The organism is Microbulbifer maximicatervae (SeqCode) (genome assembly GCF_052467815.1).
In genome coordinates, this window is record NZ_CP174326.1 from 3,136,949 (window position 1) to 3,158,155 (window position 21,207).

At 54.6% G+C, this 21,207-nt stretch carries 25 protein-coding genes; 13 read left to right on the plus strand and 12 right to left on the minus strand.

What is annotated here, in order from left to right:
• Positions 1 to 108: 108 nt before the first annotated feature.
• Complete coding sequence (locus tag ACJJIW_RS13595) at positions 109 to 954, plus strand: OmpW/AlkL family protein (protein WP_282933569.1); 846 nt, start codon at positions 109 to 111, stop codon at positions 952 to 954.
• Between the two features lie 108 nt (positions 955 to 1,062).
• Here the strand turns inward: ACJJIW_RS13595 and ACJJIW_RS13600 are convergent, their stop codons facing one another.
• The 3 genes from ACJJIW_RS13600 to recQ form a co-directional block, all read right to left on the minus strand.
• A complete protein-coding gene (locus ACJJIW_RS13600) occupies positions 1,063 to 1,305 on the minus strand; it encodes a hypothetical protein (RefSeq protein WP_282933568.1) in 243 nt (80 codons plus the stop codon).
• A 273-nt stretch (positions 1,306 to 1,578) separates the two neighbouring features.
• On the minus strand, positions 1,579 to 3,090 hold the full coding sequence (locus ACJJIW_RS13605) for a CoA-acylating methylmalonate-semialdehyde dehydrogenase (RefSeq protein WP_444894426.1): 1,512 nt from the start codon (positions 3,088 to 3,090) through the stop codon (positions 1,579 to 1,581).
• A gap of 98 nt (positions 3,091 to 3,188) precedes the next feature.
• The gene (gene recQ / locus ACJJIW_RS13610) at positions 3,189 to 4,994 is read right to left on the minus strand and encodes a DNA helicase RecQ (protein WP_444935458.1); all 1,806 of its coding nucleotides are present in this window, start codon (positions 4,992 to 4,994) and stop codon (positions 3,189 to 3,191) included.
• Positions 4,995 to 5,147: 153 nt separating this feature from the next.
• Here recQ and ACJJIW_RS13615 point away from each other — a divergent pair, with 153 nt between their 5' ends.
• Positions 5,148 to 5,576: a hypothetical protein gene (locus ACJJIW_RS13615; RefSeq protein ID WP_282933565.1), complete on the plus strand. Its 429-nt coding sequence runs from the start codon at positions 5,148 to 5,150 to the stop codon at positions 5,574 to 5,576.
• Here the strand turns inward: ACJJIW_RS13615 and ACJJIW_RS13620 are convergent.
• Positions 5,560 to 6,372, minus strand: coding sequence for a glutaminyl-peptide cyclotransferase (locus tag ACJJIW_RS13620; protein ID WP_282933564.1), 813 nt, complete (start codon positions 6,370 to 6,372; stop codon positions 5,560 to 5,562). The genes ACJJIW_RS13615 and ACJJIW_RS13620 overlap by 17 nt on opposite strands.
• A gap of 9 nt (positions 6,373 to 6,381) precedes the next feature.
• On the opposite strand from ACJJIW_RS13620, the gene ACJJIW_RS13625 reads away from it, so the two are divergent.
• Positions 6,382 to 7,017: a DUF502 domain-containing protein gene (locus ACJJIW_RS13625; protein ID WP_444935459.1), complete on the plus strand. Its 636-nt coding sequence runs from the start codon at positions 6,382 to 6,384 to the stop codon at positions 7,015 to 7,017.
• Here ACJJIW_RS13625 and mnmC read toward each other — a convergent pair.
• From mnmC to ACJJIW_RS13645, 4 genes are all read right to left on the minus strand, one after another.
• Positions 7,010 to 8,998: a bifunctional tRNA (5-methylaminomethyl-2-thiouridine)(34)-methyltransferase MnmC2/FAD-dependent 5-carboxymethylaminomethyl-2-thiouridine(34) oxidoreductase MnmC1 gene (mnmC, locus tag ACJJIW_RS13630; RefSeq protein ID WP_444935460.1), complete on the minus strand. Its 1,989-nt coding sequence runs from the start codon at positions 8,996 to 8,998 to the stop codon at positions 7,010 to 7,012. The genes ACJJIW_RS13625 and mnmC overlap by 8 nt on opposite strands.
• 13 nt (positions 8,999 to 9,011) lie before the next feature.
• Positions 9,012 to 9,551 (minus strand): flavodoxin FldB, encoded by a 540-nt coding sequence (fldB, locus tag ACJJIW_RS13635; RefSeq protein WP_108732552.1) that lies wholly within the window; start codon positions 9,549 to 9,551, stop codon positions 9,012 to 9,014.
• A gap of 14 nt (positions 9,552 to 9,565) precedes the next feature.
• On the minus strand, positions 9,566 to 10,039 hold the full coding sequence (gene trmL / locus ACJJIW_RS13640) for a tRNA (uridine(34)/cytosine(34)/5-carboxymethylaminomethyluridine(34)-2'-O)-methyltransferase TrmL (RefSeq protein WP_108732553.1): 474 nt from the start codon (positions 10,037 to 10,039) through the stop codon (positions 9,566 to 9,568).
• Positions 10,040 to 10,121: 82 nt separating this feature from the next.
• Entirely contained in the window at positions 10,122 to 10,652 is a 531-nt protein-coding gene (locus ACJJIW_RS13645) for a glycine cleavage system transcriptional repressor (protein ID WP_282933559.1), read from the minus strand.
• A 131-nt stretch (positions 10,653 to 10,783) separates the two neighbouring features.
• On the opposite strand from ACJJIW_RS13645, the gene ACJJIW_RS13650 reads away from it, so the two are divergent.
• The 4 genes from ACJJIW_RS13650 (at position 10,784) to ACJJIW_RS13665 (ending at position 13,102) form a co-directional block, all read left to right on the plus strand.
• Positions 10,784 to 11,164 carry an MTH1187 family thiamine-binding protein gene (locus tag ACJJIW_RS13650; protein ID WP_444935461.1) on the plus strand — a complete coding sequence of 127 codons (381 nt, stop codon included), beginning with the start codon at positions 10,784 to 10,786 and terminating at the stop codon, positions 11,162 to 11,164.
• A gap of 207 nt (positions 11,165 to 11,371) precedes the next feature.
• On the plus strand, positions 11,372 to 12,184 hold the full coding sequence (locus ACJJIW_RS13655) for a class I SAM-dependent methyltransferase (protein ID WP_444935462.1): 813 nt from the start codon (positions 11,372 to 11,374) through the stop codon (positions 12,182 to 12,184).
• A 62-nt stretch (positions 12,185 to 12,246) separates the two neighbouring features.
• Entirely contained in the window at positions 12,247 to 12,471 is a 225-nt protein-coding gene (locus ACJJIW_RS13660) for a YheU family protein (RefSeq protein ID WP_108732557.1), read from the plus strand.
• Positions 12,464 to 13,102, plus strand: a complete 639-nt coding sequence (locus tag ACJJIW_RS13665) for an alpha/beta family hydrolase (RefSeq protein ID WP_444935463.1) — start codon at positions 12,464 to 12,466, stop codon at positions 13,100 to 13,102. Before ACJJIW_RS13660 ends, ACJJIW_RS13665 begins: the two co-directional genes overlap by 8 nt.
• Here the strand turns inward: ACJJIW_RS13665 and ACJJIW_RS13670 are convergent.
• Entirely contained in the window at positions 13,077 to 13,364 is a 288-nt protein-coding gene (locus ACJJIW_RS13670) for an antibiotic biosynthesis monooxygenase family protein (RefSeq protein WP_413665059.1), read from the minus strand. The genes ACJJIW_RS13665 and ACJJIW_RS13670 overlap by 26 nt on opposite strands.
• A 118-nt stretch (positions 13,365 to 13,482) precedes the next feature.
• Here ACJJIW_RS13670 and tusA point away from each other — a divergent pair, with 118 nt between their 5' ends.
• A complete protein-coding gene (tusA, locus tag ACJJIW_RS13675) occupies positions 13,483 to 13,713 on the plus strand; it encodes a sulfurtransferase TusA (RefSeq protein WP_444937366.1) in 231 nt (76 codons plus the stop codon).
• Positions 13,714 to 13,788: 75 nt separating this feature from the next.
• Here tusA and ACJJIW_RS13680 read toward each other — a convergent pair whose 3' ends face one another.
• Positions 13,789 to 14,475: a hypothetical protein gene (locus ACJJIW_RS13680; RefSeq protein WP_108732560.1), complete on the minus strand. Its 687-nt coding sequence runs from the start codon at positions 14,473 to 14,475 to the stop codon at positions 13,789 to 13,791.
• Positions 14,476 to 14,768: 293 nt separating this feature from the next.
• On the opposite strand from ACJJIW_RS13680, the gene ACJJIW_RS13685 reads away from it, so the two are divergent.
• Genes ACJJIW_RS13685 through ACJJIW_RS13705 form a run of 5 tightly spaced genes read left to right on the plus strand, consistent with a single transcriptional unit; the run spans position 14,769 to position 19,448 of the window.
• A complete protein-coding gene (locus tag ACJJIW_RS13685) occupies positions 14,769 to 15,353 on the plus strand; it encodes an elongation factor P hydroxylase (protein WP_444935464.1) in 585 nt (194 codons plus the stop codon).
• Entirely contained in the window at positions 15,350 to 16,243 is an 894-nt protein-coding gene (locus ACJJIW_RS13690) for a 5'-3' exonuclease (RefSeq protein WP_444935465.1), read from the plus strand. The genes ACJJIW_RS13685 and ACJJIW_RS13690 overlap by 4 nt, the downstream gene beginning before the upstream one ends.
• Positions 16,240 to 17,361 carry a 4-phosphoerythronate dehydrogenase gene (locus ACJJIW_RS13695; protein ID WP_444935466.1) on the plus strand — a complete coding sequence of 374 codons (1,122 nt, stop codon included), beginning with the start codon at positions 16,240 to 16,242 and terminating at the stop codon, positions 17,359 to 17,361. Before ACJJIW_RS13690 ends, ACJJIW_RS13695 begins: the two co-directional genes overlap by 4 nt.
• Positions 17,352 to 18,503, plus strand: a complete 1,152-nt coding sequence (locus ACJJIW_RS13700; RefSeq protein WP_282933550.1) for an ATP-NAD kinase family protein — start codon at positions 17,352 to 17,354, stop codon at positions 18,501 to 18,503. The genes ACJJIW_RS13695 and ACJJIW_RS13700 overlap by 10 nt, the downstream gene beginning before the upstream one ends.
• Positions 18,504 to 18,506: 3 nt before the next feature.
• Positions 18,507 to 19,448, plus strand: a complete 942-nt coding sequence (locus tag ACJJIW_RS13705; protein ID WP_444935467.1) for a class I SAM-dependent methyltransferase — start codon at positions 18,507 to 18,509, stop codon at positions 19,446 to 19,448.
• A gap of 22 nt (positions 19,449 to 19,470) precedes the next feature.
• On the opposite strand, the gene ACJJIW_RS13710 is transcribed toward ACJJIW_RS13705, so the two are convergent.
• On the minus strand, positions 19,471 to 19,872 hold the full coding sequence (locus ACJJIW_RS13710; protein ID WP_444927312.1) for a hypothetical protein: 402 nt from the start codon (positions 19,870 to 19,872) through the stop codon (positions 19,471 to 19,473).
• Positions 19,872 to 21,086: a pyridoxal phosphate-dependent aminotransferase gene (locus ACJJIW_RS13715; protein WP_444935468.1), complete on the minus strand. Its 1,215-nt coding sequence runs from the start codon at positions 21,084 to 21,086 to the stop codon at positions 19,872 to 19,874. The genes ACJJIW_RS13710 and ACJJIW_RS13715 overlap by 1 nt, the downstream gene beginning before the upstream one ends.
• Positions 21,087 to 21,207 lie beyond the last annotated feature (121 nt).

Consider the following 21,207-nt stretch of genomic DNA (forward strand, 5'->3'; position numbering starts at 1 on the left):
GCCAACATTTGTTTGTTTTTTCTACACCTGTTACTTCGTGCGACTAGACTGACCATTGATTGGGCTGATTGCTGTTTGATCTGCTGAATATCAATGGAGTTACCACAAATGAAGATGACGCGTATTCTGATCCCCGTTATGACGCCCCTCGCCTTAGCAATCTCTAGTGTCGCTTCGGCAGGACCGGCTGGCTATGCCCCTCCCCCACCAAAGACCCAGGAGTTTAAGGTTCGAATTGGTGGGGCCTATATCTCGCCCAATTCGGACAATGTCACATTTGCTGACAGATGGCTCGAAGGGCCAGATGATTTTATTGACGATTGGGGTGCATTCCGCTCCAACGTTGATCCCAGTGATGAGTGGGGCTGGTTTATCAATGTAGAGTGGCGGGCTACCGACCATATGAGTGTATCCCTGAGTTACACCGAGGGTGACCGCCATACAGGAGGAGATAATAGGCCCTGGCTACGTCGCTTTAACCCGGACTTTGACGAGTTCCATCGCCGCCGCGATTTCGCTAGGTGGAAGCCTCAGATCACGGCCGCCTATCTGAATTATTATCCGTTAGACCCCAGCTGCATGGTTCAGCCTTATATGGGAGTAGGTATCAACTATACCGACTTTACCGATGAGCGTCTGAGACATTGGGGTTGGTGGGATTACGATGATGATAATGAAGTATTCCGTCCTTGGGATGGTCGTGTAAATCTGGGTGACAACTGGGGATACACTTGGCAAATTGGTGTCGACTTTAATTTCGGTCATGATAGTAGCTGGCTGATTAACCTTGCCGCTATTTACTATGATGTAGATACCGATATTGAGGTGGATGCCTTCTGGTTCGATACCAATGATGATAATGAGTTCTATCGTCACAGATTTGGTGGTGATTATCTCTTTGACCCCTGGTCATTCAATATTGGTGTAGGCTACAAGTTTGATTTCCATTGGTAATCAGGCGCGCAGCCAAAAAAGGGCGCTTCGGCGCCCTTTTTATTTAATACTGGAGTGACCGCAATGGAGTCTACTAAATACTTTTTTGGGGTGGAGCTGAATTGTTGATTACAAGTGACGTTTATATTGATCGCAGTTGTAATCTTTGAATTTCTCTCTTAGCTTACGGATTTTGTCTTTCCACTTTTCCATTTGCTCCCCTGATCCACCATCTTTTCTTTCTTCCCGAAAGTGCTCAATTTTTTGTTGCCATTTTTTACATTTCTTAAAAGATGCATCTTGCTGTGCTGCTGCCGGGATGGCAGCTGTGAGTGCGGCAATAAGAGTGATAGTCAGACTAGTGGTTTTCATAATAATTATTCCAGGCATTGCTGGATAAATGATCTCACTCTGTTTGCACAAAGTAAATCTAACTGATCTTAAAAAACTAACTTATTTGATTTCTTGTGAGCTGTTTAAGACGTTTTAAGCACGGAAGTGATATTTGGAGTGGGAGAGGGTAAGGGCTCCTTGGGGAGTGTTTAGGGGCTAGCTCCAGTGGTCTGTGGCAGTTAGCGGCTGCAATTTAATGATAAAAAGGCCCGTCAAGTTACGGGCACTTCTTATAATGACTTACTTCGGTGATTACTGATTTGAAGGAAAACTGAACTGAATGCCTTCCCTTACGCCACTGGCAGGCCAGCGCTGGGTAATGGTTTTGCGCTTAGTGTAAAAACGCACTGAATCGGGGCCGTAGGCGTGGAGGTCGCCAAACAGTGAACGCTTCCAGCCACCGAAACTGTGATGTGCTACCGGTACCGGCAGAGGTACGTTGATACCGACCATTCCAACTTTAATATTGTCGCTGAAATAGCGTGCGGCCTCACCGTCGCGAGTAAATAGACAGGTGCCGTTACCGTATTCATGAGCATCGATAATATCCATGGCCTCCTGCATGGTTTCGACACGCATCACACAGAGTACCGGGCCAAATATCTCCCCACTATGAATCGACATTTCCGGAGTGACTCGATCGAACAGACAGGCGCCCAGGTAATTACCATTTTCAAAACCGGAAACGGTTTGGTTGCGCCCATCTACAGCCAACTCGGCACCCTCTTCGATACCAGCGGCAATATAACTCTCCACTTTTTGTAAGTGTTGCCGGGTTACCAATGGCCCCATATCGCTTTGGCTGTCCATACCATCGCCGATTTTCAGATCAGCAATTTGTACTTTGAGCTTCTCAATAAGGGCGTCGGCGGTTTCATTACCTACCGCTACAGCGACAGAGATGGCCATACAGCGTTCACCACAGGAACCATAGGCTGCGCCCATTAGAGCAGCGGCAGCGTTGTCCAGGTCGGCATCGGGCATGATGATCGCATGGTTCTTGGCACCGCCAAACGCCTGCACTCTTTTTCCATGAGCAGTGCCTGTGGTGTAGACATACTCTGCGATCGGAGTCGATCCCACAAAGCTCACCGCTTGGATACGTTTATCAGTGAGGAGTGTATCGACAGCCTCTTTACCGCCGTTAACCACATTCAGTACCCCTGTAGGGATGCCGGCTTCTATACCCAGCTCCGCGATAAACAGTGCGGAGGAGGGGGTGCGTTCGGAGGGTTTTAGTACAAAGGTATTGCCGCAGGCAATTGCCATGGGCCACATCCACAGGGGGACCATAGCGGGGAAGTTAAAGGGGGTTATGCCGGCACAAACACCCAGCGGTTGGAATTCGCTCCAGGAGTCTATTGCCGGCCCGACATTTTTACTGTGCTCGCCCTTTAGCATTTCCGGAGTAGAGCAAACGTACTCGATATTCTCGATGCCCCGCTGTAATTCCCCCATCGCATCGTCGAGGACCTTGCCGTGCTCCAGGGTAATCAGTTCACAGATCTTTGCGGCGTTCTCCTGCAGCAGGTCTCGCAGGCGGTACATAATTCGTACTCGCTTGGCCGTCGGAAGGTTTCGCCAAGCGGGGAAGGCTGCTTCAGCTGCGCTAATGGCCTCTTCAACAGTCGCTTTAGAGGCTAGCGAAACCTGGGCGATCACTTCGTTGGTGGAGGGGTTGGTGACCTCTTGGAGTTCGGAGTTACCTGCGGCACCGGTGTCATTAACCATGTTGCCATTAATCAGGTGGCCGATTACTTTCATAGTTCTCTCTCAGTCGGGTTTATCAATTATTGTTCTACTGCTTTGCCCCTTTGTAACACAGCTCTGTGTTTTGGGGAAAAGCTCCCGACTGTTCGGAGTTATTCGTGTTTGGGAAAATCCCTGAGAACCGCCAAAAATGCATCGCCGAAGCGTTCGAGCTTACTGTCTCCAACGCCGGAGACCGCTAATAGCTCGCTGCGTGTTTGTGGGTGGGCTTGTACCATGCCGCGCAGGGTCGCATCGTGGAAGACGACATAAGGCGGCACGCCGCGCTCTTCTGCCAACTGTTTGCGACAGTTGCGCAGGGCTTCCCAAAGCACTTGGTTTTCTGGGCTGAGATCATCCAGGCTGCGACTGTCACGGCTCTGCGAGCGCGCTGCTTTCGGGGGAAGCTTGCGCAGGTTGAGAGTCTCTTCCCGTCGCAGCAGCGGGCGACAAATTTCAGTGAGCCTCAGCCCCTGGAATTCTCCCTCGACCTCCAGATAGCCGCGAACAATCAGCTGCCGCACGACTGCCCGCCATTCGGCCGCGCTCAGGTCTTTGCCGATGCCATGAGTGGAGAGCTGGTCGTGCTCGAATTTGCGGACTTTCTCGTTCTCGGAGCCGCGCAGTACATCGATCACGTGGCTGGCGCCAAAGCGCTGTCCGGTGCGATAGACACAGGAGAGTAGTTTTACCGCTGCCTCACTGGCATCCCAGGTGGCCGGTGGCTCCAGGCAGGTATCACAGTTGCCGCAGGGGTTGTCCAGTGGTTCCGCAAAATAGTCCAGCAGGGCCTGGCGGCGGCAGCTGGTGATTTCACACAGCCCGAGCATGGCATTCAAGCGGCTGCGTTCCTGCCGCTTGTGCTCTTCGCTGCCCTCTGAGGACTCCACCATCTGGCCGATCTTTACCACATCCTCGAGACCGTAGAGGAGTAAAGCAACTGAGGCCCCACCATCGCGGCCTGCACGGCCAGTTTCCTGGTAGTAGGCTTCGATACTCTTGGGCAGGTCCATGTGAACAACGAAACGCACATCCGGTTTATCGATCCCCATACCAAATGCAATGGTGGCGACAACAATGACGCCCTCTTCATGCAGGAAGCGGCGCTGGTGCTCGGCGCGGGTCTCGGCGGGTAGCCCGGCGTGATAGGGCAGGGCAGTGAAGCCCTGCTGGCTCAACCACTCCGCAGTGTTCTCCACTTTGGCTCGGGACAGGCAGTAAATAACCCCGGCGTTGCCCTGATGTCCGTTCTGTAAGAATTGCAGCAGCTGGCGGCGCTGGTTGTCCTTGGGCTCAATGCGGTACTGGATATTGGGGCGGTCGAAGCTGCTGACGAAGTGGCGGGCCTCTTCCAAGTCCAAGCGGTGAGCAATTTCTGCACGGGTGCGCTTGTCTGCTGTCGCTGTCAGGGCAATACGGGGCACCCGGGGGAATTGCTCGTGCAGGCAGTTGAGTTGCAGATAGTCGGCGCGAAAGTCGTGCCCCCACTGGGAAACACAGTGGGCTTCATCAATGGCAAACAGCGACAGTTCAACCCGTTGCAGTAATGACAGGGTTCGTGGCTGTAGCAACCGCTCCGGGGCTAGATAGAGGAGATCCAGCTCACCGTGTAATAGCTGGCTTTCGATTGCCTGGATTTCGTCGTAGGCCACTGATGAATTCAAGTAAGCGGCGCGGATGCCGGCTTCCTGAAGAGCTTCTACCTGGTCCTGCATCAGGGCAATCAGGGGAGAGATAACAACTCCACACCCGGGGCGCGCCAGGGCGGGAATCTGGTAGCACAGGGATTTACCACCGCCGGTAGGCATTAATACCAGGGCATCATTGCCGGCTACCAGTGTGTCGATAACCGCTTTTTGAGGATCGCGGAAATCGGTATAGCCAAAAACGTGTTCGAGAATATGCTGTGGGGAATTCATGGGCGGGGAGTATACCTTGTGGCTCGACCGTGCGCGGTATGTTTATTGATGAGTATGCCGCTGAAATTGAATGAAATTGACGGCTTTACGCCTGTGACATAATTCGCGGGTTATAATCCTACGCCATCACAGCGGCAAGCTAAGGATAGGGCTATGCGCACATTGATTTTGTCAACTGTGTTGTCGTTGACGGTTCCTGCCGGACTTCTGGGGTGCACCTCCACTTCCCCTCATAATTTGGTTCAATCTGTTGTTGCTGACACCCACCTGGGGTGGCAGTCAGCACCGGAAAACCAATTGGCATTTTCCCTGGCGACTGCATCGGGTGTTGCCCAGGTTGAGCTGCAGCCTTTGCCGGAAGAGTTTACGGTGGTCACTCTTGAATTGCCCGGTATGCAAAAAGTTGAAAATGTTCAGTGGGAAAATGAAGAAGGGAAATTCACTACGCTGTATGACGGCGAGGCGAGTTTGGAAGGCGTCAGCCTACAGAGCAGGGGGCATGGCTATCGCTTGCAGCTGCAGTTGTCTGCGATGGACTATATCAGGGATGGGGGTGTGCTGACCGTTACAGATCAGCGTTAGAAACTCTAGTGGTGCTCTCAAAGCCCAGTCCCGCAGGGCGAATCAAATAGAGCTGTTTCCAGTACTTTCCAGTTACCCAGAGCCCATTTTTGGCTTTGTCCCAGGCGATCCCATTGGCCACAGTATCTGGATGGTTCTTGCCGGCGGGATTGAGGTCACTTAGATCGATAATGCCGCGCACTTGGCCACTTTCCGGATCTATGGCAATAATCCGTTTCTCTTGCCAGATATTTGCCCAAATCAGGCCCTGGGCAAATTCTAATTCATTAAGCCTGGACCAATTTTCACCTCCGCCTTGAACTTTGAGATGCCGGATCACCTCAAAAGTATCGGGATCGCGGAAAACCAGTTCGCCACTGCCATTACTCATGATTAGCTGCTGGCCGTTACTGGTGAGGCCCCAGCCTTCACCTTGATAGTGCATGACCTTCAGATGTTGGAGCTTGTCTGCGTGGTAAATATGGACTTCTCCTGCCTTATAGGTCAGCAGGTAGAGTTTATTGTTGAGAACTGTGAGCCCTTCGGCGAAACGGTTCCTAGCCAGCCATTTGCGTCTTACGGGATTGGCTCCAGGGTCGGTATACTCGGCGAGCCAGGAGCGGCGGTAGCGACCACTGCTCTCCCACCAGCGTTGACCATCGTAGAAAAGCCCCTGGGTGAAATGGTCCCCTCCACGCTGGCGCTCTTCCAGGATGGAAAAAGGGATTGTCTGGAGTTGTGTCTCTGCAGCTGCACTTTGCGGCCACAGGGCGTAAAGCAATAACAGTATCCAGCTGTTCACGAGAAGTCGGTTCATTAATAGCCTATGACCAGAATTAAAACTTTTATCACTTTGACGCTGCTGGGTGGACTTGCAGTAGTGCTGCCTATAGCTATCTTTGCCCTGCTGTTTCAGTGGCTGTTCGGTCAAGTTAGTGATCTTGTAGCCCCCGCTGTGGTGTGGCTTGAGGCGCATACAGAGTTTAAGGATACCCTTGCCAGGCTTGTGGTGATAGCCCTGATCCTTGGTGGTTGTTTCGCGATTGGTTTGTTGGTGAAAACCAGTATTGGCAGCTGGTTGCACCGCCATGTGGATCACTGGTTGGGGCGCCTGGCACCGGGTTATAGCACCATCAAAGATGTGGTGATCCAGTTTATTGGCGGCGGTGGTGAAGGTGTTCTGGCGGGGCCGGTAGCCAAGGTCCGTATTCACGGCATTAATAATCCACTCACAGTCACCGCAATTGTTACTTCTCAGCATCCCAATGGGGATATGACTGTCTATGTGCCCACAGCGCCGGTACCCACCTCCGGGTTTGTGTTTCACGTACCGGCAGAGTGCATAGAAATACTGCCCGGCGTGAGTGTTGAGGCGGCGATGAAGACGATCGTCGCCTGTGGTTCCGGTAGTGCCAACTTGCTGTCTTCAGAGAAGAAGGAGACTGGAGTCCCCTCTACTTGATATCCCGGTTTCTCCCCAGATCGCGAATGGCAAAGCGAGCCGGGTGCAGTGCTTTGGCCAGGGTTGCGCTGACCGGAAGGGGCTCGTTGAGCATCCAGGCAGTTAGGACTTCGGCAGTGAGCGGTGCATAGGTAAAGCCACGGGAACCCAAGCCTCCCATTACATAGAGGCCTTGCTGGTAGCCAGCCCGCTCGGGAACGTACTGCTTGCGGTTCTTGCGCAGTGCGACATAGGTAGCGTTGATAGAGTCCCAGTTGGGTAAGGGGCCGGCTAAGGGTAGGTAGTCGGGGGTCGCTGCGCGCAAAGCCGCTCGGCCAGAGAGAGACTGTTGTGAGAACTCATCCGCTATTTGCGGCAGTAGCTCTGCCAGGGTTTGTAGATTCTCGCTGTGCTCGCTAACCCGTAGATCAGTAGCGGTCTCCTTAAGCTTAAATGTGGCCCCAAAGCTCTGGCGGCCCTGATAGGCTGGAGTGATATAACCCTCACCGCACAGAGCCATTTGTAACTGCGAAGAATTTTCAGTGGCGGCTGCTCTGGACACCTGCCCGCGAATTGGCTTCAGGGGGAGGGCCGCCGCAGGGGCAAATTGGCGAATGTCATTGGCACCGCACAGAACTACCGCATCAAATTGAAAGTCACTGCGGTCTGTTTTTACTGACCAACCGCTCTCTTCTCGCTCTAATTCTTTTACCAAGCTGTTGCTGTGCAGGGTGATATTTGGATGCTGCAATAAAGTGGCGCAGACTTTGCGCGGTTCAATCCACCCGGCGTGAGGAAAGTGCAGTCCACCCACGGGTAGGTCGACGCCGGCCAGGGAGCTGGCCGCTCGAGCATCGACAGGTTCAGCCAATAGCTGCCCATCGCTCTCCGCCAGTGTAGCGGCAACCTGACTTTGTAATTGCTGTTCCCGCTCAGTTTGCGCCAATTGAAGCAGACCGCTGAAGTGGCTCACTTTAGAGCAGCGGCTGCGATAGTAGCGCTGGGCAAACATCAAAGCGTGGAGATTGAAGTCTCCGTTGGGGCCGGGCTTGGGAGATAACTTGGCGTATAGAATTCCCTGGTCATTCCCAGAGCCGCCAGAGCCGGGTTCCTCACCCTGTTCAAATACCTGAACATCGATGCCGCGCTCTGCCAGTGCCCGGGCAATAGTGGCACTGGCTATTCCCGCGCCGACAATAGCGACGGTTTTAGGAGGCTTGCTTTCCTGGTGAGGCAGGTGCCACGGAGTTTCTCTGGTTTCGCTCACTTGTGGGCTCTCCAGAGTGCCACACAGCATCTCTCTTTTGCGCCCGAAGCCGGGAACCTTGCGCAGGGAAAAACCGGCATCGCGGAGTCCGCGCTTAACCAGCCCGGCACAGGTAAAGGTGGCGAAAGTGGCGCTGGGACTGCTCAGAGCGGCCATGTTGTTAAACAGCTCTGGTGTCCACATATCCGGGTTCTTGGCTGGGGCAAAACCGTCCAGGAACCAAGCGTCTACCTGGTGATCGCTGTCCCTTTGCAGGCGCAAGCTGTTCAGGGCCTCACTTGCCTCCCCGATAATCAGGGTCAGGCTGACTGGGCCAAAGTGCAGCCGGTGAATGCCGGCGGCCAGCAGGGGAGGGTAGCTATCAATCAAGGGCTGGGCGAACGGGGCCAGTTGTGGCCAGAGATCCAGTGCCCTGCGCAGGTCGTTGGGACGCAGTGGGAACTTCTCGACCGAAATAAAGTGCAAGCGAGCACTTTCCGGGGCTGTTTTCTGCCAAAGCTCCGCAGCGGCGAGAAAGTTCAGGCCGGTGCCGAAGCCTGTCTCGGCAATGGTAAAGGTGCCGTTCTCTGCGAGCTGTTGCCAGCGTTCAGCCAGGGCATTTTGCTGCAGGAAAACGTAGCGGGTTTCCTCCAGGCCGGAGGCGCTGGAAAAATAGATATCGTCGTAGGCGCGAGACAGCGGTTGGCCGTCTTCACGCCATTCAATTTCTGCGTACTTCTTGTCCGGTTCGCTCACAATAAGACTTCCGTCAGCCCCCATCCTGCAAGCCAAACTCGCGCATTACCTGGTCGCACCAGCGCTGGATACGCTCCTCGCTCAGATCGAATTCGTTCTCCTCATCCAGGGCCAGCCCGACAAACTGGCTGCCATCGGCAGTTAGCCCCTTGGACTCTTCAAACTCGTAACCTTCTGCGGACCAATAGCCCACTGCACGGGCTCCGCAGGCGAGGAGCTGTGAATGCAAATAGCCCAAGGCGTCCTGGAACCACTGGGGGTAGCCTTCCTGATCACCCAGACCAAACAGCGCGACCTTTTTCTCGTGCAGGTCCAGCGCGGCCAAGTCGTCCCAGATATTTTCCCAGTCCTCTTGCAGTTCGCCGTAGTCCCAGGTGGGAATGCCGAACAAAAGGAAGTCGTAGTCTTCGGCGAGGCCAATATCCGCCTCTGCGATATTGTGGATATCAATCCATTGAGGACCGATACACTGGCGGATCTTCTCCGCAGCCATTTCGGTATAGCAAGTGCTGGAACCGTAAAAGAGTCCGATTGGGGCTTGGGAACTTTGCATAACAGGTGAACTTCTTACTGCTGGGACACGGCGCCACTAAAATCCAATTGTCGCCAAGCCTCGTAGATAACAATGGCGGCGGCATTGGACAGGTTGATACTGCGGCTCTCGGCACGCATGGGGATACGCAAAGTGTTTTCGGCCCCTACTGCTTGCAGGAACTCTGCGGGTAGCCCCCGGGTCTCCGGGCCAAACACAATGGCGTCATCCGCCTGGAATTCGATTGCGGTATGGCTTTTGCTTCCCTTGGTGGAGAGCGCCAGCACCCTGGCGGGTTGTTCGCTATCGATAAAGGTCTGCCAGTCCTTGTGGCGCACCACGCGACTGTACTCGCTGTAGTCGAGGCCGGCGCGACGCAGGCGTTTGTCATCCATATCGAAACCTAAGGGCTCGATAAGGTGCAGCTCTGCCCCGGTATTGGCACAAAGTCGAATAATATTGCCGGTATTTGGCGCTATTTCAGGTTGGTATAGAACAATCTTGAACATGAGGTGGCGTTTGCGCTGGAGAGACTTCTAGCTAGACCGGACAGCAGTGCCCGGCCCTGTACGGCTGCGGATTATTCCACAATTAGATGGGGGTGGCGATCTCCTCGCAATCGATCTCGACCCCGAGTTCATTGGCAATCTGGTCCAGATCGTCACGCAGGCCGTCGAGATCTATGTCTTCGGCCACACTGATAGTGCACTCGGCATTAAACAGGGGCTCACCGCTCCAGGGGGTGCTGCCGTAAGTGGTTTCCAGATGCTCCATATTGATATGGTGAGCGGTAAGTGCGCGCGAGATCTCGCGGACTATGCCGGGACGGTCGTTGCCAACCAGTTTCAGCGTCAGCGTTTGCTGGGGTTTGGCGGATACTGCAATGGCATCTTCAATGACCAGGTTGTAGCCTGCGTTTGCCAGGGCTGATAACGCCTCTTTAAGTGTCTCGCTTTTATCTGCGGGCACCGCCACCCGCAGGATTCCGGCAAACTTCCCAGCGAAGTGGGCCATATGGCTGTCTTCCCAGTTGCCGCCGTTATCTGCGATAACTGCTGAAAGCTTTTCCACGACACCGGGCTTGTCATCAGAGATCATGGAGATAACGAGATGCTGTTGCATATAGGGTTCCTTTGCTTCACGAGAGACGTTGAGCTGACATTGTAATAGGATCTCGTCGAATAACTCTATCGGCCAATCTCAAAAGCGTTATTTTGAAACCAATATCCAAGTACTTTAACGAGGGACTGTTGATGAACGTGATTGCTGACTTATGTGTGATCCCTATCGGCGTTGGTGTTTCCGTCAGTAAATACGTTGCTGAGTGCGAGCGGGTGCTGGAAGAGGCGGGGCTTTCCTATCGCCTGCACGCATACGGTACCAATATCGAGGGGGACTGGGATAAGGTGATGGCGGCAGTTAAAGAGTGCCACGAGCGGGTGCATCAAATGGGCGCCGACCGAATCAGTTCCAGTCTGAAATTGGGAACTCGTATTGACCGCGAGCAATCTATGCAGGATAAGGGAGCCTCTGAACAGCTCCGTGATACCTCTGGCATGCAGAGCGGTTCACAGTCAAGGCGCGGCTTCGCAGGAATGTCTAGACCTTTCAAGAAGTCGCAACGCAGAGTGTGAATCGCTCTGCAAGCCCCGAAGGGCGGGCCTTGAAGGCCACACCTGCTGCGTTGCAGCTCTTGCAAAGGACTGAGCCATTCGCGGCGAGCTGCGCCTAACACCTGCAGCCTTCAAGACCCGCAGAGGTATTACGGAGCTATTCAGCGGCTCCCAAGATCGACAGTGTGCAAATGAAGTTGGACCAACGATAACAACACAGGAAAAACTATGACGAGCAATTTTAAGAAATCCCTGGTGGCCCTGGCCGGTGCCCTGGCTTTGGCGGGCACAGCCCAGGCTGCAGATTTCTCTGCTGCCATTAAGGGGGATCATCGCAACAAGGATTATGTCGCCCGTGATCAGTACCGCAATCCAGCGGAGACCCTGAAGTTTATGGGGATCGAGCCGGATATGACGGTAGTGGAAATTACTCCGGGTGGCGGTTGGTACACCGAAATTCTGGGGCCCTATCTGAGCAAGGAAGGGACCTTATATGCGGCGCACTTCCCCGAGAATAGTGAGTCCGACTACTTCAAGCGCTCCCTGAAGAACTTCAAAGCGAAGCTGGCTGCCAATGATAAGGCCTACAAGAAAGTGATTGTGACTGAGTTTGCCCCGCAAACCGGTCGCGAGATTGCTCCGGCAGGCAGTGCCGATGCCGTAGTAACTTTCCGCAACGTACACAACTGGATGTATCGCGATTATGCCGATGAAGCTTTTGCCAGCTTTTTTGCCGCGCTGAAGCCCGGTGGTGTTCTGGGGATCGTTGAGCACCGTGCCAAGCCAGGTACCAGCCTGGAAGATATGGTGAAAAGTGGTTATGTCACCCAAGAGTATGTTATCGACCTGGCTAAAAAAGCGGGCTTTGAGTTCGAAGAGGCCAGCGAGGTAAATGCGAACCCCAAAGACACTGCTGACCACCCCAAAGGCGTATGGACCTTACCACCGGTAATGCGCTTGGGTGAAGAGGACCGTGAAAAGTATCTCGCTATCGGCGAGAGCGATCGTATGACCCTGCGCTTCCGCAAACCCAAGTCCTGATCGTTTTACAATATTCTGGGGGTGGCTATGGCTGCTCCCAGCCTACCTGAATTAGTCGCTGTATGATTATTCCCTTCGAACAACTAGATGCCGATACTCTGCAAAGTCTGCTGGAAGAGTACGCCACTCGCGAGGGCACCGAATACGGTGAACGTGAAGTGGAACTGGTGGACAAAGTTGCCAGCCTGCGTCGCCAGCTGCAATCCGGCCAAGTGGTGATCTGGTTTGAGCCCGGTGAAGAAACTGTAAACCTGGTCCTGGCCGAGGACCTGCCCCCCGATGTCTGAGTGGTTGATCGATAGCCCGAGAGAGCCCCTTGCGCGCTTTCTGTTTGCCCATGGCGCCGGGGCACCGATGGACAGTGAGTTTATGCAGTTCCTGGCGCAGGGGTTGTGTGAGCAGGGTGTGGAAGTTGTCCGTTTTGAGTTTCCCTATATGGCGCAGCGGCGCACCGGGGGAAGTAAGCGGCCACCCAATACCATGCCCCAGCTACAAGAGTCTTTTCGCAAGCAAATCGTCCATTTTGGCCCCGAATTGCCCCTGTTTATCGGTGGTAAGTCCATGGGCGGGCGCGTGGCGAGTCTATTGGCGGATGAATACTGGGGGCAGAAGGCGATTGCCGGTGCCGTATGCCTGGGGTATCCGTTTCACCCCCAGGGCAAGCCGGAAAAGCTGCGTACCGAGCACTTGGTAGATATTCGCTGCCAGACCTTGGTGATACAGGGAGATCGGGACCCATTAGGCAGCCGGGCTGAGGTAGAGGGCTACGGTTTGGCGAACACCGTTGAGGTCGAGTGGCTGGAAGATGGCGATCACGACTTTAAACCCCGTCGCGCCAGCGGTTTTAACCAGCTTCAGCATTGGCAATCCGCAGTAGAGTTGGCTGCCCAGTTTATGCTGCGATCTCGAGGACAGTAATGCGCTCTTCCCGCACCATCAGTGGGTTGAGTAGATTCATCTGTGCGCGGCGCTCCTGGCTGGTATACCAGTGTTGCCAATGGAGTTCAGATTGCCATTTGGAGAGTGTAAAGCGCCGCAAGGGATTGCCTTTTTCGATATAAGTCTGCCCCTCGATAAAGCCTACGGTGCGGTAGGCGCAAGTGAGGATTTTGCGGGCGGCCTCTTCATAGCTGCCCTGCATTTCTGCCGCAATTTCCCGTTCTATCAACACATAGATCATTGTCAGCCCGAATTGCGTAAGTCCTATGAGGATTTTAGTGCGGGCGCAGGGGAATTACCGCGCGGCACTCATTCCTCTGGAGATGACGACGGCGGTAAAATTGCGCACAATGATACCTATGAAGTCAGATCACACCTTAGATGCCCGTGGCCTCCTGTGCCCGGAACCCGTCATGATGCTGCATTCAGCGGTGCGCAATGTCGCCGATGGTGAAGTGTTGAAAATGGTTGCTACCGACCCCTCCACTCAGCGGGATGTGCCCAAGTTCTGCCAATTTCTTGGATATGAGCTGGTACAGCACGCAGAGGAAAAAGACGAATTTGTCTACTGGATTAAAAAAGCGGAATAGCGGGTCGCGGTTGCTCCAGCCCCCATGCCATTGGCGGGGGCTGGCACACTCCTGAATATTAAGACCCAACAGTCCCTAGGGGGCTGTCACCAGGGCAGCGATAGCGGCCAGGGCTTCGGGGTCCTCGGATTTAATTTTGTTAGCGATATGGTGTTGGAAAAAGTACCGGAATCCCTCGCTCTCCTGCGCGGGGTACAGGCAGTGATCCCCCGGTAAAACCGGAGTGGTTTCAACAATATCGTGGTCTATTAGCATGCCGTGAATCTCCCCGTCGGCGTGCAACCTCCAGCTGACGACCTCAATCAGTGTCAGGTTCTCTCGCTGTTCATCCATAAACACAGCGTGGGTGCCGATGGTGTCGGGGATCTCCTGGAGTACTTCCTCAGCTTTATTGCTCTCGTATTCAAAGTATTCCGCCGCAGTCTCCAGCTCGACGATCTTGTGAATGGGGGGCTGATGGAAGATTTCCTCGATGCCGGGGTCATAGTAGCCCTCAAAGCGTCCGTCGAGAGGGTCCTTGATGTCGGGACAGGCCACTATGGTGTTTAACCAGGGAACGAGGCCTACGACCTCGCCATTTGCTTTGAGACCCCAGCATAAAACTTTCAGGCTATATAGATCTGTGCCGCTGGAGTTGTTGGAGTAGAGCATTTCCAAGCCGTCTAGCTCCGGCGAAAGACGAATAAAGCGCCTGTCCGCAGAAGTTTCGATGGGCTCGCCGGTGAAGAGGTCAACCACATTGTTGATGCTGTGGTCTGTCATGGAACACCTCCTTGCAGGGCCGGTTGTATACCGTCTCCACGTCAGATGAAGGTGCGACAGCGAAATGCCCTACCTCTGAAGGAAGACTGGGGCAGGAGGGTGTTTGATTGCTTTAATTCCCTCCTCGGGGAGACGCTAGAAGGACACGCCCTCTGCGGCATCCCTGTTCCTAAAGGTATATGTTGATTTGCCGAAATACAACCAGCGCCTTTTGCGCCCCGCAAGCGCCTGCACTTTGATCGGGGCGCAGGCGTTGATATAGTCCCCGCCTTTGAGGTATCCCGGAGAACGCCTTGCCTGTTGCAACCGCAGAAATGGCTTCTGTTCCTACGAAACTGCCAATGGCTGATCGTATCATCAGAGTCTTCGATCACTGTTTTTCAGACCCAAATGGGCTCAATACCCGACTTCGCGGGGGCTTCTGCGAGCCCTATTACCGGCCCAGGGGGGAAGGTCAAACCTACCACCAGGTAGAGTTCACCCTGGACTATGCCGCCAGCGCTTTGCATGAAGTGGCGCACTGGTGTGTCGCCGGAGAGGCCCGGCGGCAGTTGCCAGATTACGGTTACTGGTATGCGCCGGATGGCCGCAGTGCTGACCAGCAGGCTGAGTTCGAGCAGGTAGAGGTCAAGCCACAGGCCCTTGAATGGATCTTTGCACGGGCTTGCGGACTCAAGTTCCGCGTGAGCGCCGACAATCTAGAGAATGGATTGGGCGCCAGCGACCCGTTTAAAAAGGCCATCTGGCAGCAAGTTCTGGACTATTGTGATACCCGGCCCAACCCTCGGGCCCGTGCATTCGCCGAAGCCCTGATGCAGGAATTCGGTTGTCCCAATCCTTTTGACCGGGGCAGCTACCAATTGGCGGATCTCTCTTGAATAGTTATCTCATAGACGCATCGGTATATATTTTTCGCTACTACTTTGCGCTGCCGCCCAACTGGGAGAGTCGCAGTGGCTACTCCACTGAAGCCGTTTACGGCTTTACTAACTTCCTGCTGGATATGTTGGCGCGAGAACCGAGCTATATTGCCTGCGCCTTCGACGAATCATTGGGAAGCTGTTTTCGCAATGAGATTTACCCTGACTATAAGTGCAGTCGCGCACTACCAGATGAAGCCCTGGCTTTCCAGCTGGCGGCGTGCCGGGAAATGGCTGAGGTACTGGGTATTGCCAGCTTTTCCAGTGAGCGCTACGAGGCCGATGACATACTGGCCACGTTAACCCGGAAGCTGCACCGGCATAACCCAGTGGTCGTGAGCCGGGACAAGGATCTGGGGCAGCTGCTGGCTCGGGGCGCTGTATCCCTGTGGGATTTTGCCAACGACTGGCACCTGGATGGCGAGGGCGTACGGGAAAAGTTCGGTGTGCGCCCGGAGCAGATTCCCGACTATCTGGCCCTGGTGGGAGACACCAGCGATGATATTCCCGGGGTACCCGGCGTTGGCCCAAAGACTGCGGCACGCCTGTTAGAGGCATTCGACACTATAGAAATGTTGCTGGAGCAGCTCGATACCCTTGCCACAATACCCATTCGCGGAGCCAAGGGATTGGTGGCCCGGATAGAGGAATACGAAGAGCAGCTGCACCTAGCCAAGCGCCTGACCAGTCTTGAGGAGCGGGTTCCTCTGGATATAAAACTGGCAGATTTGCGCCCGCAGCCGGTAGATGTCTATCTGGCCCGTGCCCTGGCGGAGGAATTTGGTATCGGCGGCCTCAGCAAGAAGATTGAACGCACCTTAGCGGGTGTTGATGGAGAACTTACATGACGGATAGCGCTGCACAGAGTGCGGGATTAAAAATTGTCGCCGATGAGAATATTCCTGCGTTGGAGGAGTATTTCGGTGATCTGGGAACGCTGGAGCGCTACCACGGCCGCACCTTGAGCCGAGAACAATTAATTGATGCGGATATTTTGTTGGTGCGCTCGGTCACCCAGGTTGATCAAAGCCTGCTGGAGGGGACCCGGGTGCGCTTTGTTGGCAGCTGCACCATAGGCACTGATCACCTGGATACCCAGTGGTTGGAACGCAATGAGATCTTCTGGAGCGCCGCGCCTGGCTGCAATGCCAACTCCGTGGTGGAGTATGTTTTCTGCACCCTGGCGGCACTGGAAATTGACTGGCATGGGCGCAGCTTCGGCATAGTGGGCTGCGGTAATGTTGGCGGGCTTTTGCAGCAGCGCTTGCATGCCCTCGGGGTTTCCTGTGCAGTTTACGATCCCTGGCTACCGGAAAACCCGGATGCGAGTGAGCTGGCAAAGGTGCTGAGCCAGGATATTGTTTGCCTTCACGCACCGCTGGTTAAGGGCGGCACCTACCCCAGTTTCCATATGATTGGAGCAGAGCAGTTGCGCCAGCTTCGCGATGGCAGCGTACTGATTAGCGCCGGCCGGGGTGGGGTGGTAGACAACCGGGCACTGCTGGCGGAAATCCAGCAAGGCAAGCGTTTTACTTCCGTACTGGACGTATGGGAGAACGAACCGGATATCGATACTGAATTATTACAGCATGTTGACCTGGGGACACCGCATATTGCCGGTTACAGCCTGGATGGGAAGCTGGCCGGCACCCGTATGATTCGCGAGGCCCTGTGCCGGGAATTGGGTATTGCACCTATGTCTGCGGAATGTCAGCCGGCTGTTACCTCTAAAGAGATCACGGGAGACTCAGCAGAAGAATTACTGTTGCAGATGTACAACCCCCGCGCGGACGATCGCCGCCTGCGCGCGGCGGCAGCAGGTGATGTGCCGATGGAGAAGGCTTTTGATTTGCTGCGTAAAGAGTACCCCGAGCGCCTGGAATTCAGTCACTACAAAACTTCAGCCCAGACTTTGGGTGACGAAGAGAAGCGGCAACTGGAAGTGTTGGGGTTGGCGTGCAGTTAAGTAAGCAAGTAAAAAAGCTTGGTTTAATTATTAACCCCTGGGCTGGCATTGGTGGCCCGGCGGGTCTCAAGGGGAGCGATGGTGCCGAAACGGTGCAGCGCGCGCTGGACGCAGGTATCGAGCCCCAGGCAAATCAGCGTGCGGCGCTGGCCCTTGAGGAGTTAAAACCCTATAAGGATGAGCTGGAAATCCTGTGCTTTGCCGGCGATATGGGGGCCAGTACAGCGCGTAAACTCGGTTTTTCTGTCTGTGAAGTGGGCGTGGCCGAGTGCTCGCCATCCTCCCCGGAAGATACAGAGCGTGCAGCAGCCACTATCCGCAACAATGGTGCAGACCTCATTGTTTTTATTGGCGGTGACGGCACTGCGAGAAATATCGTCAATGCCCTGGGGGATAATTTCCCGGTACTCGGTATTCCCGCCGGAGTGAAAATGCACTCCGCCTGTTTTGCGATTTCCCCTAAAGCGGGTGGCGAGGTTTTGCGCCGTCTGATGGCGGGGCAGTTGGTGGACCTCGCTGAGCGTGAAGTGCGGGATATTGATGAGCAGTCATTCCGCAGTGGGCGGGTAACCACGCGTTATTACGGCGAATTGCTGGTGCCCCAGGAAGGTCAGTTTTTACAGGCGGTAAAAAATGCCGGCCGCGAAGTGGAAGAGCTGGCGGTTGCGGATATCGCCGCAGAGATTACCGAAGATCTGGACCCGCAAACCCTGTATGTCGTTGGCCCAGGCTCTACCACTTTGGCAATCCTCAGCGAGTTGGGCTGTGAGGGAACCCTGTTGGGGGTGGATTTATTACTGGATGGCCAGTTGTTGCAGCTGGATGTTAGTGCGCCGCAAATTGAACAGGCCATCGCCGATCACAGCGGGCCGGTAAAAATCATTCTCACCGCCATTGGTGGCCAGGGTCATTTAATTGGCCGGGGTAACCAACAATTGTCAGCCAATGTACTGCGGCGCGTTGGGCGTGATAATTTAATCGTGGTTGCGACTAAAACAAAAATTACGGAATTGCATGGGCGCCCGCTATTAATCGATAGCGGTAACCCCAAGCTTGATAAACGGTGGAGTGGTTTTATTCGAGTGGTTACCGGCTACCGGGATGCCATTCTTTATCCACTGAGTAACGGGGATATTGAATAAGCGATGAGTGCAGATTGGCAGTTACTGCTGGAGCAGGTAGGAAATAAACTAGGACAAAATGTTGGCGACAGCCGTCGTTTTTTTCACGGCCGGGGTCGCAGCTACGAGGGCTTGGAGCAGGTCTGCGTCGACAGCTTTTTCCCCGCTTTGTTAGTGACTTTTTTTGAAGAATATGAAGGTGAAGTAGAGCTGTGTGAAAAACTCTGGCAAATGGCCGAGGCGCGAGGTTATCAGGGGGTCGCTGCGCAGCGACGTTATCTCCCTGGGGCACCTTTACAGTGGCACTTTGGCGAACCGGTAACAGACCCGGTCGCGCAGCGTGGAGACCTTAAATTCCCCCTCACGTTTGATCGACAAAATGTGGGTTTCTTCCTGGATATTGAGCCGGGCAGGGCCTGGCTTGAAGAGCAGGTGCGTGCAAGAGCTGGGCAGACGTCGGCAAAAATGCTCAATCTTTTCGCTTTCACCTGTGCCTTTTCTGCGGTCGCGCGAGCGGCAGGTGATATCGATATTGTAAATGTGGATGTCAATCGCGGTGTTTTAAATCGCGGACGGGAAAATCACGAGGTTAATGGGCTGTCGCTCAAAGGGGTTCAGTTCCTGCAATTCGATGCACTGCGTCAATTCAAGCGCTTCGACCGTCGCGGCCCCTTTGACCTGGGCATTGTCGATCCGCCGACACGACAGAAAGGTCGCTTCGATGTCAGCCAGAATTATGAAAAGTTGCTGAGGCAGCTGCCCGCTTGTCTCGCCGCTGAGGCGGATCTGCTGATGGTAATCAACTCGCCCCGGCACAGCGAAGCCCAGTTTAGAGAGTTAATCCTCGGATCTGACAGCGGTTATGAAGTTGTAGCGCGCTTGGAGCAGAACCCGGATTTCCCTGATCGGGACCCGGATGCTGCCTTAAAAATGCTGCACGTTAAATATCGTCGCCAATCCCAGTAATAGCGATTGCCAATGCCGCGCATTAAAGCGCGGCAAACTCCCGCATCAAGCGCTCCATCAGCGCCTGCAACTGGTCTGATGATCCCTCGCGCACAGCGCTGTTGAGCAACTGGGCGTTGCTCTGCCCGGACTCAGCCCCGGCATTAATCATTAGCAGGAAACCCTTGTGGGTTAATACCGCATCCTCCATCGCCTCCTGGCGCACCAGCTGGGAAAAGCTGATATAGCCACTCTGCTTAAGCCAGGTCATGGATCCCAGGCAGGCTAAATGGCGGGGGGAGTGCAGCCCGTACTCATCCGGTGAGTCGGGGCCGGAAATATCTTCCACGTAAACGGTTGCCGGTACCGGGAATTGATTAAACATTGCCAGCAGTACCCTGCCGGCATCCCGGTAAAAATCGTGAATATGTAAATCGTCCAGCATCAGCAGGAATATCGCTCCAAAAAGTCGCGCAGGCGTTCCATCGCATGCGATAAGTCGTCGGCACGGGGCAGGAAGACAATGCGCAGGTGGTCCGGTGCATCCCAGTGGAAGGCACTGCCTTGGGCCAGTAGTATTTTTTCCTGGCGCAGGAAATCCAGCACCAGCTGCTCGTCATTTTCGATCTTATGATGATCCAGATGCAGCTTGGGAAACAAGTAGATAGCACCGCTAGGTTTGACACAGCTCACACCGGGAATGTCATTGAGCATGCGGTGGGCCATATCTCGCTGTTGGCGCAGGCGCCCGCCGGGCAGGACCAAATCGTTAATACTCTGGTAGCCACCGAGAGCGGTTTGTACTGCGAACATGGCGGGTACATTGCCGCACAGGCGCATGGAAGCGAGTATTTCCATCCCCTGGATAAAGCCCTTGGCCCGGTGTTTGGTGCCGCTGATAATCATCCAGCCAGAGCGGAAGCCGGCCAGCCGGTAGGACTTGGACAGGCCGTTAAAACTCAGGCAGAGCACGTCCGGGGCCAGCTTGGCCATCGGGGTAAATTCCGCATCGTCGTAGAGAATCTTGCTATAAATCTCATCGGCGAAGATCACCAGGTTGTGACTGCGGGCAACCTCGACAATATCCTCCAGTAGTTCCCGGGGATAAACGGCGCCAGTGGGGTTATTGGGATTGATAACCACTATGCCGCGGGTTTTTGAAGTGATTTTTGCTTTGATATCCTCAATATCAGGCAGCCATCCGGACTCCTCATCGCAGCGATAGAGAACCGGCTTGGCACCGGTGAGGTTGGTGGCGGCCATCCACAGGGGGTAGTTGGGCATTGGCAACAGCATTTCGTCGCCATTGTTGAGAAGGGCCTGGGTGCTCATGGAAATCAGTTCGGAGACGCCGTTGCCCAGGTAAATATCGTTAATCTCGACACCCGGGATACCCAGGGTCTGGCACTCTTGCATAATGGCCTTACGCGCAGCGAAGAGCCCTTTGGACTCGACGTAGCCCTGTGCCTCAGAGAGATTGTGAATGACGTCTTGGATAATCTCGTCGGGGGCGTTAAAACCGAAAGGGGCAGGGTTGCCAATATTCAGCTTGAGGATGCGGTGGCCTTCCTCTTCCATGCGCTGGGCCTGCTCCATCACGGGGCCGCGAATTTCGTAGCAGACGCCGTGCAGTTTTTCTGATTTATTGATGTCCTTCATGGTGACCTGGAAGCTCTATTGCAGAGCAGGAGCGGCCCAGGGCCGCGAGTTCAGTGCGCGAAAACCGGGTAATGTCCACCAGCGGTAGGTACCACTCCTGCGGGAAACCGGGAACCGATAC